The following is a 13,723-nucleotide window of genomic DNA, read 5'->3' as shown; positions in this document are numbered from 1 at the left end:
TCGCCATTTCCATCGCATCTGAAAGGACTACTCCCATGAACCTCTTCGGCTCGTATGATGTCGTTGTCACCGGCGCCGGTTCCTCCGGCATCGTCGCTGCCATCCGCGCGGCGCGCGAAGGCGCAAAGGTCTTGCTGCTTGAAGGCACCGGCTTTCTCGGTGGCCTGATCACCGGTGGCAGACTGACGAAACCGACTGGGCTGATCAATTCGCCAATTTTCCACGAAATGCTTGACCGCTGCGTCGGCTATAAGGGGGCAGACGGCCGCGTGCGCGAATCCTATTGGGGCAAATATACCGGGACGTTCGATGCAGAAGTCATGCAGCGCGTCATCATCGAGATGGTAGAGGAAGCCGGCGTCGAAGTGTTGCTGCGCGCTATGGTCGTGCAGACGGTGATGAAGGACAATGCAGTCCACGGGTTGATCATCCGCACCAAATCCGGCGAGAGCCTGGTACTGGGCAAGGCATTCATCGATGCGTCTGGAGATGGCGATGTAGCAGCCCTTGCAGGGGCCGAGTTCATGCTTGGCCGTGAAGCCGACGGGCTGACGCAGCCGATCACTTCGTATTTTCGTGTTCTGAACGTCAATGTTCCGGCACTGATCGCCGATTGTGAGGCAAACCGTGCTGACATGTGGGAAGTTGTCTATCCGAAGGAAGCCGGCAATCGAAATGAAGATTATGCGATGGCCGTTTTGCTCACCGGCTTCCAGCAGCGCATCAAGGACAAGGTGGCCGACGGCTTCGATTGGATCATCCCGAAAGACCACATCACCATGAAGACGGGTCTGATCCCCGGCGAGATCAGCGTCAACGTCACCCGCTTCCAGGGTAACGGACTGGACGACCGCGATCTCAGCAAGGCGGAAATCGAAATCCGCAAACAGGCTTATTGCGCCTTCGACTTCCTGCAGCGCTTCGTCAAAGGGTTTGAGGATGCGATCTTTCTTGAGGTCGCGCCCAAGCTCGGCATTCGCGAAACCCGCCGCATCACCGGAAAATATACGATCACAGAGGCTGATGTTCGCGGCAATGGCCGGTTCGAGGATGCAATCGGCCTTTGCAATTCCCCCGTCGATGTACATGAGCCCGGCGGCAGCCGAGCCATCATGGATCACGTCGGCATCGGCTATGGCATCCCCTATCGCACGATGATCCCGCTCAAGATCGACAACATCATCATGGCCGGCCGCTGCATCTCGGCTGATGCCATCGCCTTCGGTTCCACCCGCAACGTGCCTGCCTGCACGATGACCGGCGAAGCAGCGGCGATCGGTGCTGCCTTGGCTGCCAGCCGTGGCGTGCCGACATCAGCGATCGCTGTCGGCGATATCCAGACCAGGCTGCGGGAACTCAAGGTCTGGCTCGGGACCCCGGGCGAGGACGTGCCTGATGTGCTGAAGCAGGCTGGTTAAAACGCCAAAGGCAACGCAGTCGAGCGCCTGCTTTCCGTGCTCGGGCGGAAGAAGCCAAGTTGATTTGTAATCTTATTTCTAAACTCGTTGACATTTCAATGAGAAATGGGGAAAATAAGATAACAACATTATCTGGGGCGCGGTATGCTGGCCATTCTTGCTGACGATCTGACGGGTTCGTTGGATTCTGCGGCGCCGTTTGCGGCGCGCGGTATGCATGTGGAAGTGGCATTAGGTGTCAGCGCAATTGCACAAGCGCTCGACAAAAACCCGCAGATTCTGTCGATCAATCTCGCATCTCGCATCTCGCGAGGGCGGTGCTGCTGCCGCCCGCCGGCAGATTGAGGCTGCGGTCGCAGCCGTGCCGGCCGGAACACGTTTCTTCAAGAAGTTGGATTCACGTCTCAAGGGTCATATTGCTGCCGAACTGGACGCCATGCCCTTTAAGACCGCTCTTGTCATCCCCGCAATTCCGGCCTTCGGCCGTATCGTCAAAGACGGCTGCGTGACGGGATTTGGTGTCGATCGGCCCATATCCGTTGCCGGCAGGCTGGGTTCGCATGCGGCGCGTGCCAAAATTCCCGATATTTCGACGCATGATGAGATGGTTGGCTCGCTTATGCAGGCGGAGGCAGACGGCATCGACTTGCTCGTTGGAGCACGCGGCCTCGCCGAGGCGCTGGCTGAGCGGATGAGTGGAAATGCACCTTCAGTTGCCGCCGATGTTCCCGTGGGACCGGGCGTTTTCGTCATTGGCTCGCGTGATGACATCACGCTGGCCCAAATCGATGTTCTATGCCGCGATGAAACCATCCGCCATTTGAAAGCGCCGGATGGGCGCCTTGACGGCATCAAGGCGGATGGCAGCACCTTGACGCTTGTGCAGGCCGTTCCGGGCGAAGGAAACGTCAGTAGCGAGCAGGTATCGCAGGCTCTTGCAGAAAGCGTCTGCCCTTCCTTGACAGACGGGGCATCGACGATTCTTTTTGCCGGTGGTGCGACTGCAGAGGCGATTTTGAAAAAGATGGGGATCACAGGGTTTCGCCTCCTGGGTGAATGCTTGCCGGGGCTGGGCTTGGCGCATGCGCAAGGGCATTGCATTATCGCGAAATCCGGTGGATTTGGACAACCGGACACGCTCAAAGAAATTGCAGGCCGGATGCGCCACAAGACTGGATAGGACATGGGACTGGAGACAGGAACAGCACGCAGGAGCTTGGGCGATCTCGTTTTCGATCGCATGTACCGTGCGATCAAGTCCGGTGCCTATAGGCCGGACGAGCGGCTGCCGACGGAACACGATCTGGCAATCGAATTCGAGGTGTCCCGGCCGATCGTCAGGGAAGCGCTGCGCCGGTTGCGAGATCAGGGGTTTATCTACTCGCGGCGCGGCGCTGGAAGCTTCGTTCGTGCTGTCGGCATGCGGGAGCCGCTTGGTTTCGGCACACTGGAAAACGTTGCCGACCTGGTGAATTGTTACGAGTTCAGATTGACCGTCGAACCAGCGGCGGCGGCAGCGGCGGCGGAGCGTCACGATGCGGCGACACTCATTGCCGTCCGCCAGGCATTGGAACTCATGCGCGACGCCACCAACCGGCAATCCCACCGCGAGGATGCGGATTTCCAGTTCCATCTGGCCATCGCCCGCGCTGCCCATAACAGCTATTTTTTCACCGCCATGGAAGCGCTGAAGGACCATATCGCCGTCGGCATGCGGTTCCACGGGGCGTCTTTGAAACGTGAAACCGCCGGCCTTTCACGTGTTTTCGACGAGCACGAGGCGATCGCCGATGCCATCACAGCGCGTGATGGCCCAAAAGCGCACCAGCTGATGCTTGATCACCTGGTTGGTTCGCGCGAGCGCCTGTTCAAATCGAACAAAAGCCCCGGCTGAGCCGGGGAATCTGTGACAACGGTATCAAAACGCCGCCTGATAGACATCAAGAACGTCGTCCAAGCTCATGTCGATAGGGTTGTTGTCCATCAGACGGCGATTGGCATGCGCTTCACTGGCATAAAGCGATAGATCCTCTGTTTTCGCGCCGTGGGCTGCCAGAGACATCTCGATGCCGAGGTCACGGCAAAAGCCATGGGCCGCATTGAGCAGATGTTCCCCGGCGAGATCGTTGCCCAGCCCCAGTGCCGCCGCCACTTCTGCAGTCTTTTCCCCCGCTACCGTTTGATTAAAAGCGAGGACGTGCGGAAAGATGATGGCGTTCGCAAGACCGTGTGGGAGGCGAAGGCGCGTGCCGAGCGGGTAGGCAATGGCATGGCCCGCAGCCGTGTTGACGGGTCCAAGGCAAATGCCACCATAGTAGGAGGCAAGCATCATGCTTTCGCGGGCTTCTGTATCGGTCCCATCCCTGACGGCACGCGCAAGATACTTTCCGACAAGCCCAAACCCCATGCGGGCAAAACCGTCAATCATCGGATGCGCCCGACGGTTGGTAAAGGCTTCGACACAATGCGCCATCGCATCGACGCCGGTGGCGGCGGTCACTGCCGGCGGTACGGAATAGGTCAATTCCGGGTCGAGGACAGCCAAATCGGCGATCATGTGCGGGCTCTCGACCGCGATCTTGGTGCCTTTGCCGGGATCGGTTATCAGCGAACGGATACCAGCTTCGGAGCCCGTGCCCGCTGTGGTGGCGACCTGGGCGAGGCGGGTCCGGCGGCCGGTGACCCGGTTGGGGCCGGCAACGTCTGCAAGTGTCTGTTCGCTGTCCCACAGCACGGCGACGAGCTTGGCGACATCGAGCACCGAACCGCCACCAAGGCCGATGACGAGGTTCGGCTTGCATTGTCTCGCTGCCGTGAGGGCGGCGTCCAGTGTCGTGGTATCCGGTTCGCCAGGAATGGCATCGAACAGGGTGATACGGCCGGACAGTTTGAGCCGCAGAACGAAGTCGGCGGTAATCGGCGTTGCGATGACAAGGACCGATTTTGCATCAGCGGCCCAGGAACCAACATCGCCGATGGTGCCTGCCCCGATGGCGAGCCGGCGCGGTTGATGGAGCGAAATGGGAGCGATGGTCATGATATCATCCTCGCTTGCCGGGGCCGGACGCCAACTTGCGGGCATAGGCGATTGCGGAATTCAAGTTGCCGTGATCGGCAATGCCTTTGCCGGCAATGTCGAATGCGGTGCCGTGATCGACCGAGGTACGGTCGATCGGAAGGTCCACCGAAACGTTCACGGCCGTATCGAACGCCACGAGCTTGACCGGTATGTGACCCTGGTCGTGGTACTGCGCGACGACGAGGTCGAAGGCGCCCGCGTAGGCGCGGTAAAAAAGCGTGTCTGCGGAAATCGGACCATAGGCATCGATGCCTTCGGCGCGGGCTGCCGCGACAGCGGGCGCAATCTGGTCGTCGTCTTCGGTGCCAAACAAGCCGTTTTCGCCGCAATGCGGATTGATGCCCGCGACTGCGATGCGCGGGGCCTCATAGCCGGTGCGTTTCAGATGCGCGTTACCGGCCCGGATTGTCGCTAGCACCCTCTCCGTCGTGGAACGGCGGATGGCTTCCTGGAGCGACACATGGGTGGAAACGTGGATGACTTTTAAATGCTCCGAAGCCAGCAGCATGTACGCGGCCGTCGATCCGGTAAGGCTGCGCAGCATTCCTGTGTGGCCGTCATAGTGATGGCCGGCAAGATTGAGCGCTTCCTTGTTGATCGGTGCCGTGACGATGCAGCCGATGACACCGGATTCCGCGTCGCGTACTGCTTTCTCGATAAAGCGGAATGCCGCGTCGCCCGCCACAGGGCTGAGTTTCCCCCAGGGCAAAGGCGCGCCTTCTATGGGCAGATCGACGACATGGGCAGTGAGATCGATATCAAGGCCGAGCGCTTCGCGCGCTGTCTCAAGGGTTATAAGATTGCCGTAGATGCGGATGGTCTTGCGCTCTTCAGCCGTCATGCCGGCAAGGGCGCGCACCGATATTTCCGGACCGACACCGCAAGGGTCGCCCATGGTGATTCCGATGATATTGCTCATAACAGTCTCCTTGCGTCGGCACGGTCCCAGCCAGGAGCCAGGCGAACATATTTAATGGCGCGTCGGTGATAGGTGTACGCGAGGTGCAGGGCGCCATCCACGCCTTCCAGTACCCAGGGATAGGACATTTCCTGGTTGCGTCCGTCGGTGGAATCGTTTTGGCCTCGTCGCAACGCTGACCGCAAGCTACAGCGAACCCTTCAACGTTGCCAGGCAGTTCGCGTCGCTGGATCACATCAGCGGCGGACGGGCGGGCTGGAATGTCGTGACATCCTGGCTCGAAGGCAGTGCGGAGAATTACAGCAAGTCGAAACATCTGGCGCACGACACACGCTACAGGCTGGCTGCCGAATATCTCGATGTCGTTCAAGGTCTCTGGGATTCCTGGGAGACGATGCGCTCGTTCATAATAAAGAGAGCGGAATATTCTTTGACCCTGCTAAGCTGCATAAGCTCAACCACAAGGGCGAATTCTTCCAGGTGAAAGGACCACTCAACATCGCGCGCTCCGCACAGGGCCAGCCTGTTATCTTCCAGGCGGGGGCTTCCGAAGATGGCAAAAACTTCGCTGCGCGGCGCTCGGATGCAATCTTTGTACATCACGAAAATATCGAGGATGGCAGAGCCTGGCGATGCGGCGACCCGCGAACTCGTCGCCGGCGCAATTTCCGGCGGCGGCAATGTTAATTCCGCCTGGGCGGTTTCGTCCGGGCAGTGGGCGGGCGAGGGCGCTGCGCGCTTAGCAGCGCGTCAGCGCGGACGCGATGCCGGCCGTCCGATCGGCCAAGCAGGCCTGCGGCCCGTGTCCCAGAGTGCTGTGGATCTGCGGGCAACGCTGTCGGTCATCCAGGATGAAATGCTCTCCTACAACAAGAACATCTTCCGCACTGGCGAAAAGCTGAAGCGATCGGGAGAGGTACTGGAAGATATCTGGAGCATCTTCCAGGCGCATGCGCTCGGTAGCGGTGCCGACGTGTTGCGCATGCGCGAGACGCAGCGATGCTGGCTACCGCGCGCTGGTCGGCGGCGGCGGCTCTTGCCCGTGACGAAAGCCGCGGGATGCACCAGCGCGACGACCGGCCGCAGACGGAAGCGCGCCTGCAGCACCGCATGCTGGTCGGAGGGCTCGACAAGGTCTGGACGTTTAGGGATCGCAGCCAACCGTTGGAGCTTGCATCGTGATCGAACTCATCCTTGAAGACCGCTGCACCGTATGCAACAAATGCGTCGAAATCTGCCCAACAAATGTCCTTGCAATCGTTTCGGATCATAGTCCGCAGATCGCCCGGCAAGAGGATTGCGAAACCTGCTTCATGTGCGAACTTTATTGCCCACACGACGCCATCTATGTCGGGCCGGATTGTGAGAAGCCGCAGCCGGTCGATAAGGAGGCGATCCTTGCCTCCGGCCTGCTCGGCGAGTTCCGCCGCAATCATGGCTGGGACGAGTGGGCCGGCGATCCACGCTACACCAACGAACACTGGCAGATGGAAAACATGTTCCTGCGGGCGCGCGATGTGGCCAAGGCGGGTACGAATTGAAACAGGCCTTGATGACACAACCGGCCGAGACTTCCGAAGAACCAGAATAACGCTTACGGACAGAAGGTAGACGATAGTTCCGCTTTCAATTCCTGCGGATTCATATTGCTTTTCTAATGGTCCCTTCGCTGGCGGATGCTCATACTGAGCATGGCGAAACACCTGATTTCTACCGTAACATCAGCGTAAATGCTGCCTGATTGGCTTATGTCCCGGGCTGCATAGAAAAACGTCCGATCAGACGGCCGACATTTCCCGGTGAGAATACGTCCTCCAGCAGCAGATAGGCAGCACCGAACAGCGCGCTGTCGTCCTGTGCGGTGGAAAGCTCGATGGTGAGGTCGCGGGTCGCCAGGGGTAGGCAGCGTTGGTAGACCAGTTCGCGCACGCCAGACAGCAATAGGTCGCCGCTCTGCGCCAGTGTTCCGCCGATGACGATGAGGCTCGGGTTGATGATGCTGACGACATCGGAGATGACTTCGCCAATCGTGCGCCCCGCTTCCCTCACCAGCATCAACGCTTCAGGCTTGCGCTGTTCCACCAGTTCGATCACGTCGCGGGCGGTCTCGGCTTTAAAGCCGCGGGTGGAGAGATCGCGGGCGATCGCCCAGCCGGCGGCGCGGGCCTCGACGCAGCCGAACTTGCCGCAACGGCAGAGGGGAGCATCATCGGACAGGAACTGGATATGGCCGATATCGCCGGCGGCGCCCTGTGCGCCGCGGAACAGATGGCCAGCCGCGATCATGCCGCTGCCGATGCCGGTGCCTATTTTGACGAAGAGCATATCATCCGTCAGCGGAGAGCGGCGCCGGTGCTCGCTGATCGTCATCAGGTTCACGTCGTTTTCGACTGAAACCGGAACGTCGAAACGGGCTTTCAGGCGGCCGATAATATCGAAATCGTCCCAGCCGTGCAGAACCGACGGGCCGACGACGCAGCCTCGCTTGAAATCCACCGGTGTCGGCAGGCTGAGGCTGATGCCCACGAAGAAATGGTGGGTTTTTGCTGCCTCCGCAGCCAGATCGGAAAATGCGTCCTCGATCTGCGTCAAGATGACGTTCGGTCCGCTTTCGACGGTGAAGGGAATCGTCGTTTGCGCGACGATGGCGGGCTTGAGGTCCATGGCGGCGAGGTGGATATGCGTCTCGCCAATATTGGCGACGAGCACGAAGCCGCTTGCGGCATTGACGGCCAGCACCCGCGTCGGCCGCCCACCGCTTGGGAGGGTTTCCTCCGTTTCGCGCACGAGGCCGCTGAGAAGCAGCGCGTTCAGACGCTGGGTGACGGTGACGCGAGACAATCCGGATGCCTGCAGCAATTCGGCGCGCGATGATGCGCGTCGGGTGGCGATCAGAGAAAGTATGCCGCCGGCATCTTCCAGTGCCGGCTTGCCGTGTCCCTGTTCTGGCCTATCCATGCATTGCTCCTATTCAATGCCCCGTTTAACGGCAAAGCCGGTGGAGATAAAGGATGTGTTTTCGCGTTTCAGCATGGTTATGTACAATTTCATCCATAATTGGGTTCCGTTATGACAAGCCATTTGGCTGCACGAACGGCCTCGAAGCATCGTGTTGCCCCGCAATAACGCCCCAAAAATTCGGTTGCGACGCAATATTTGTATAATAATATACAAAAGAACTGATTTTCATATTTGACTTTATGCAAAAGGGATGTCCTAATCTCCGTGGCCTTTGAGGAGAGGCCAAGCTCGCCAGGAGCCGGAGGGGCTCAGTGGCATTGCTCTTTTGGGAGGAATTCATGCCGTTTCATCGCATGTGCGTATCCGCACGTTCCAATGCATTCAAAGCCGGGATCAGCGTGCTCGGTCTTTCTTTTGGCCTCGCTCTGAGCGCAGACGCTGCTTCCGCGCAGGAGGTTATTGTCGGCCTCGTTACCAAAACGGAGGTCAATCCATTTTTCGTCAAGATGCGCCAGGCGGCTGAGGCCCGCGCCAAGGAAAAAGGGCTGAAGCTGATCGCCCGCGCCGGCAAGTTCGATGGCGACAATGAAGGCCAGGTTGCCGCGATCGAGGATCTGATCAGCGCCGGCGCCAAGGGCATTCTCGTCACGCCGAACAATTCGTCCGGCATGCTTGATATCATCAAGAAGGCGCGGGACGCCGGTGTGCTGGTAATCGCGCTCGATACGGCGACCGACCCGGCCGAAGCCGTTGATGCGACTTTTGCGACCGACAATTTCGAAGCCGGCGTGCAGCAGGGTGCCTATGCCCGCAAGGCCATGGGCGACAAGAAGGCGGTCGTTGCCATGCTGGATGGCACGCCGGGCGGCACGGTCGATACGTTCCGCCATGATGGTTACCTGAAGGGCTTCGGTATTGCCGAAGGCGATCCGTCGATTGCGGGCGCCGCTATTACCAACGGCGCGCAGGACAAGGGGCAGGTCGGTATGGAAAACCTCTTGTCCAAGAATGGCGATATCAATGCCGTTTACACGATCAATGAGCCCGCTGCGGCCGGCGCCTATGCGGCATTGAAATCCTTCGGCAAGGAAAGCGACGTGATGCTGACGTCCATCGACGGCGGATGCGCCGGCGTTCGCGATGTCAAGGACGGGAAGATTGCCGCTACCGTCATGCAATTCCCTTACAAGATGGCCTCCATGGGCGTCGATGCCGTCGCCGATTATGCCGCCTCCGGCAAGAAGCCCAGTGGCTTCGTTAATACCGGCTCTTTCCTGATCACCGACAAGCCAGCGGAGGGCCTGGAATCCAAGGACACCGCCTGGGGTCTGGAAAACTGCTGGGGTGATTGATCCTCTTCTCCCGGTGGGATCGCGTCAGGCTTATGCCGGTCGCGGTCCCGGCCGGGCGATCGTCCGTCGCGCTGGCGTCAAGCCTATAGCGCAAGACTTTGAGGCATGAGGTTTCCATGAACACAGCCATTGCTTCCGCACCCGATAGGCCGCGAAGCTGGAAGGCCCGTATTGTCGGTGCTCCTTCGGCGGGACCGCTTCTGGTTCTGATCGCGTTCTGCGTGATTTTCGCATTCACCAATCCAAGATTTCTCGCAACGCAAAATCTGTCGATCATCCTGCAGCAGACCGTCATCATCGGTGTTCTGGCCATTGGCCAGACGCTGGTCATCCTGACAGCCGGCATCGATCTGGCCGTCGGCGCGATCTGCGTGCTTGGCACGATCGTGGCGGGAAAGCTCGTCAATCTCGGCTATGACTCTGTTCTCTCGATGGGCTTTGCCGTGCTGCTCTGCACGATATCGGGGCTTGCGGCCGGAGGGTTGGTCAGCGGGCTGAAGCTTCCGCCCTTCATCGTAACGCTTGGTATTCTCGGCATCCTGACAGCAGCCCTTCGCCTGATATCGGAAGGCGGTGCCTTTGCCGTGCGCGATCCGTTTTTGTCCTGCACGGGCAATACGATGAGGCTGAGCGGTTTTGTGATCACCTATGGTGTGGTGATCATGTTCGCGCTCTATGCGATTGTCTGGTATTTTCTCAATGAGACGAAATGGGGCCGGCATGTCTATGCCATCGGCAACAATCCGGAGGCCGCCCGCCTTGTCGGGATTCCCGTCCGGCGCCATCTCATGTCCGTTTATGTGCTGGCAGGCCTGATCTATGGCATCGGCGCCTGGCTGGCGCTAGGGCGTATTCCCAATGCCGATCCGAACGCAATGCAGACCGCAAACCTTGATTCCATCACTGCCGTCGTCATCGGCGGCACCAGCCTCTTCGGCGGGCGCGGCGGGCTGATCGGTACATTGATCGGCGCCTTGATCGTCGGCGTTCTGCGCAATGGGCTGACACTCGCCGGCATTGATCCGCTCTGGCAGGACCTCGTGACGGGCATCCTCGTCATCATCGCGGTTGCGCTCGACCAGATGTCCCGGAGGAGACGATGATGCCGGCCAATATCGCTCAATCTTCCGCCGCAACCGCGCATGTTGTCTTGGAAGCACGCAATGTGGTGAAGACCTATGGTCATGTCACGGCTCTCGACGGCGTCGATTTCGAATTGCGGGCCGGCGAAATTCTCGCCGTGGTCGGCGACAACGGTGCTGGCAAGAGCACGCTGATCAAGGCATTGACCGGCGCGTTGCATCCGACCAGCGGTGAAATCCTTCTCGATGGTGAGCCCGTTCATTTCAGGGGGCCGCTTGATGCCCGGTATGCCGGCATCGAGACCGTTTATCAGGATCTCGCCGTGGCGCCTGCGCTTGATATCGCGTCCAATCTGTTTCTGGGCCGCGAATTGCGCACGCCCGGCATCATGGGCAGCCTGTTTCGCCGCCTCGACAAAACGCGGATGCGCGAGGAAGCCCGGCGCGTGATGGACGAGCTGCAGTTCCGGCTGCCGGCGATCGATAATCCCGTGGAAATGCTGTCCGGCGGACAGCGCCAGGGGGTGGCTGTCGCCCGTGCCGCGCTGTTCGCACGCAAACTGGTGATCATGGACGAGCCGACTGCGGCACTCGGCGTACGCGAGACCGGGCAGGTTCTCGAACTTATCCGGTCAATCCGCAGCCGCGGTCTGCCCGTCGTGCTGATCAGCCACAACATGCCCAATGTCTTCGACCTTGCCGACCGCATCCACATCATGCGTCTCGGCCGGCGTGCCGCCGTGGTGACGCCGAAGACCCACTCCATGAACGACGTTGTCGCCATCATGACTGGCGCCGCCACTGCTTAAACCATCCCGCCCGGTTCTTTTCGACCGGACACCACCGAACGGAGCAAACTCATGTATCGCCTGGATCAGAAACTCGCGCGCATTCGTGCCGGCCAATATACCCGCAACGACTTCATCATCGCCGACGCAAAGGACGGCGATATGGGACCAAGCATGACCTCATGCGGTCCCAAACGCGAGAAGGACGGCAGTTGGTCACGTCACTACACGCGCCCGGAATTTCTGGACAATATCCGCGCCGTCGTCGAGCAGGATATCGTCGATATCATGCTGACATCCGCGTCCAACATGGAAGCGCTGACCGATATGGGCGTCTTCCGCAACAGCGCGGTCAAACCGGCGATCCGCGCCAATGATACGACGGATGTATGGGTCTGCCGCGGGGCCACGTATTCGAAGCAGCCGTCCCGGCCTTTCCGCTCGGCATCGCTGTCGCGGGTTGCGACCGGTACGGTCGATCCGGCACCGGGCGCCCCGATCACCGGCACGGATCTTGGCCTCTATTCCATCACCTTCAACAACGACCTCGACCACGATTATCATGCGCTGGAGGCGTTCACCGATTTTCGCGACGATGCCGCGCGCAACAATTTCAAATATTTCCTCGAGGTGTTCAACCCGAACGTCGATTCCGGCATCGGTCCGGAACTGCAGCCGCATTATGTCAATGATGTCATGATGCGCTGCCTTGCGGGTGTGATGAAAGCGGATCGTCCGCAGTTCCTGAAGATCCCCTTCAACGGCGCCAAGGCGCTGGAGGAGCTTGCATCCTACGACCCGAGCGTCATTGTCGGCGTCCTCGGCGGCGGTGCCGGCACGACCCGCGATTGCTTCGAGCTGCTCTATCAGGCTGAAAAATATGGCGCCCGCGTTGCGCTCTTCGGCCGCAAGATCAACCTGGCGGAGGATCCGCTGGCCATGGTCCGGTTCATGCGCGAGGTCGCTTCTGGCAATGTTTCGCCAGGTGAGGCGGTCAAGGCCTATCACGGCCAGCTGGAAAAAGACGGCATTGCACCGCACCGTAATTTGTCCGCCGACAATCTCGTCACCGAAGCTGTCCTCAAGCCGGAACAGACAAAATGAGCAATGAAAGGCGGGGTATTCTCACCGGCGGTACATGGTGCGTGGATTACAACCGCAGTCTCAGTCATTGGCCAGCCGAAGACGGCCTTGCCGAGCTGTTCGAGGAGGAGCGCCATGGAGGTGGGTCGAGCTGCAATCTGGCGCTCGATATCAGGCAACTCGACCCGTCCATCCCGATCGAGACGATCGGTCTCGTCGGGAACGACGGCGACGGCCGCTACCTCAGGGAGGCTGCCGCCAAAGCCGGGATTGATATCAGCCAGATCGCGGTGACCGATGCTGCCGCGACGCATTTCTGCAACGCCTATGTGTCGCGTACGTCGCACCGGCGTACCCATATCTTTCATGCCGGTACGGCAGCACTCCTGACGCCCGATCACTTCGACTTTTCGGCGACGCGCATGCGCTATCTGCATCTCGGCCTGCCCGGAGTGCATCGCATTCTCGATGCGCCGTGGAAGGATGAACCGAACGGCTGGGTCGCCGTCCTCAAGCAGGCGCGAGCCTCGGGCCTGATGACCAATCTGGAGCTTGCGAGCGTTGAAAAGGGGCTGATGGCTGCCTTGGTCGCACCCTGTCTCCCACATCTCGATTTCCTGATCGTGAACGATCTCGAGATCGGGGCGATCGCCGGCGTTGATACGTTGCGTGGCGACGCGACGGATCGTGATGCCTGCGAGCAGGCTGCCCGTGCCGTGCTGGAAAAGGGGGCAATGAAGCTGGTCGCCGTACACTGCCCGTCCTTCGCCCTTGTTGTGACCCGCGATGGCGAAAGGACGGTCCTACCTTCCGTTGCGATCCCCGAGACTGAAATCATGGGCGCAAACGGTGCCGGCGATGCCTTTGCGGCCGGCATGCTCTATGGCATCCACGAAAGCTGGAGCACGAACGACAGCCTGAGCCTTGCCCATGCCTGTGCTGCTGTCTCTCTGCGCAGTGTTTCCACCACGGGTGCCATCATGTCCTGGCGCGAATGCCTTGATCTCGCACAACGCTGGGGTTTTCGTCCATTTCTGTGAG

The 13,723-nt window shown here is 59.9% G+C and carries 12 protein-coding genes and 3 pseudogenes; 11 read left to right on the top strand and 4 right to left on the bottom strand.

The features are described from left to right. The first annotated feature begins 35 nt into the window (after positions 1 to 35). The 3 genes and pseudogenes from ASD32_RS07940 (at position 36) to ASD32_RS07930 (ending at position 3,312) form a co-directional block, all read left to right on the top strand. Complete coding sequence (locus tag ASD32_RS07940) at positions 36 to 1,418, top strand: FAD-dependent oxidoreductase (RefSeq protein WP_060637467.1); 1,383 nt, start codon at positions 36 to 38, stop codon at positions 1,416 to 1,418. Between the two features lie 144 nt (positions 1,419 to 1,562). Further along, positions 1,563 to 2,598, top strand: a pseudogene (locus tag ASD32_RS07935) (four-carbon acid sugar kinase family protein). A gap of 3 nt (positions 2,599 to 2,601) precedes the next feature. Then, complete coding sequence (locus ASD32_RS07930) at positions 2,602 to 3,312, top strand: FadR/GntR family transcriptional regulator (protein ID WP_060637466.1); 711 nt, start codon at positions 2,602 to 2,604, stop codon at positions 3,310 to 3,312. A 24-nt stretch (positions 3,313 to 3,336) separates the two neighbouring features. Here ASD32_RS07930 and ASD32_RS07925 read toward each other — a convergent pair whose 3' ends face one another. The 3 genes and pseudogenes from ASD32_RS07925 to ASD32_RS30630 form a co-directional block, all read right to left on the bottom strand. Next, a complete protein-coding gene (locus tag ASD32_RS07925; RefSeq protein WP_060637465.1) occupies positions 3,337 to 4,455 on the bottom strand; it encodes an iron-containing alcohol dehydrogenase in 1,119 nt (372 codons plus the stop codon). 4 nt (positions 4,456 to 4,459) lie between these two features. Further along, the gene (gene pdxA, locus ASD32_RS07920) at positions 4,460 to 5,416 is read right to left on the bottom strand and encodes a 4-hydroxythreonine-4-phosphate dehydrogenase PdxA (protein ID WP_060637464.1); all 957 of its coding nucleotides are present in this window, start codon (positions 5,414 to 5,416) and stop codon (positions 4,460 to 4,462) included. Beyond that, a pseudogene (locus ASD32_RS30630) lies at positions 5,413 to 5,574 on the bottom strand (glycosyl hydrolase); the annotation flags it as partial. The gene pdxA and the pseudogene ASD32_RS30630, both read right to left, overlap by 4 nt. 2 nt (positions 5,575 to 5,576) lie before the next feature. On the opposite strand from ASD32_RS30630, the pseudogene ASD32_RS28905 reads away from it, so the two are divergent. The 3 genes and pseudogenes from ASD32_RS28905 to ASD32_RS07900 all read left to right on the top strand — a co-directional run. Continuing rightward, positions 5,577 to 6,010 (top strand): annotated as a pseudogene (locus tag ASD32_RS28905) (LLM class flavin-dependent oxidoreductase); the annotation flags it as partial. A gap of 405 nt (positions 6,011 to 6,415) precedes the next feature. Continuing rightward, the gene (locus ASD32_RS07905) at positions 6,416 to 6,598 is read left to right on the top strand and encodes a hypothetical protein (RefSeq protein ID WP_060637461.1); all 183 of its coding nucleotides are present in this window, start codon (positions 6,416 to 6,418) and stop codon (positions 6,596 to 6,598) included. Then, positions 6,595 to 6,957 carry a 4Fe-4S binding protein gene (locus ASD32_RS07900; protein WP_060637460.1) on the top strand — a complete coding sequence of 121 codons (363 nt, stop codon included), beginning with the start codon at positions 6,595 to 6,597 and terminating at the stop codon, positions 6,955 to 6,957. Before ASD32_RS07905 ends, ASD32_RS07900 begins: the two co-directional genes overlap by 4 nt. A 205-nt stretch (positions 6,958 to 7,162) precedes the next feature. Here ASD32_RS07900 and ASD32_RS07895 read toward each other — a convergent pair whose 3' ends face one another. Then, positions 7,163 to 8,374, bottom strand: coding sequence for an ROK family protein (locus ASD32_RS07895; RefSeq protein ID WP_060637459.1), 1,212 nt, complete (start codon positions 8,372 to 8,374; stop codon positions 7,163 to 7,165). A gap of 314 nt (positions 8,375 to 8,688) precedes the next feature. On the opposite strand from ASD32_RS07895, the gene ASD32_RS07890 reads away from it, so the two are divergent. From ASD32_RS07890 to ASD32_RS07870, 5 genes are all read left to right on the top strand, one after another. Further along, positions 8,689 to 9,729: a substrate-binding domain-containing protein gene (locus tag ASD32_RS07890; protein WP_244490127.1), complete on the top strand. Its 1,041-nt coding sequence runs from the start codon at positions 8,689 to 8,691 to the stop codon at positions 9,727 to 9,729. Positions 9,730 to 9,845: 116 nt separating this feature from the next. After that, the gene (locus ASD32_RS07885; protein ID WP_060637458.1) at positions 9,846 to 10,832 is read left to right on the top strand and encodes an ABC transporter permease; all 987 of its coding nucleotides are present in this window, start codon (positions 9,846 to 9,848) and stop codon (positions 10,830 to 10,832) included. Continuing rightward, positions 10,832 to 11,620, top strand: a complete 789-nt coding sequence (locus ASD32_RS07880; protein ID WP_060637636.1) for an ATP-binding cassette domain-containing protein — start codon at positions 10,832 to 10,834, stop codon at positions 11,618 to 11,620. The genes ASD32_RS07885 and ASD32_RS07880 overlap by 1 nt, the downstream gene beginning before the upstream one ends. A 51-nt stretch (positions 11,621 to 11,671) precedes the next feature. After that, positions 11,672 to 12,703, top strand: a complete 1,032-nt coding sequence (locus ASD32_RS07875; RefSeq protein ID WP_060637457.1) for a hypothetical protein — start codon at positions 11,672 to 11,674, stop codon at positions 12,701 to 12,703. Then, positions 12,700 to 13,722 carry a carbohydrate kinase family protein gene (locus ASD32_RS07870; RefSeq protein ID WP_060637456.1) on the top strand — a complete coding sequence of 341 codons (1,023 nt, stop codon included), beginning with the start codon at positions 12,700 to 12,702 and terminating at the stop codon, positions 13,720 to 13,722. Before ASD32_RS07875 ends, ASD32_RS07870 begins: the two co-directional genes overlap by 4 nt. Position 13,723: the final 1 nt, after the last annotated feature.

The sequence above is a fragment of the Rhizobium sp. Root483D2 genome (assembly GCF_001426685.1).
GTDB classification, from domain to species: domain Bacteria; phylum Pseudomonadota; class Alphaproteobacteria; order Rhizobiales; family Rhizobiaceae; genus Pararhizobium; species Pararhizobium qamdonense.
This window is presented reverse-complemented; position numbering and strand designations above follow the sequence as displayed.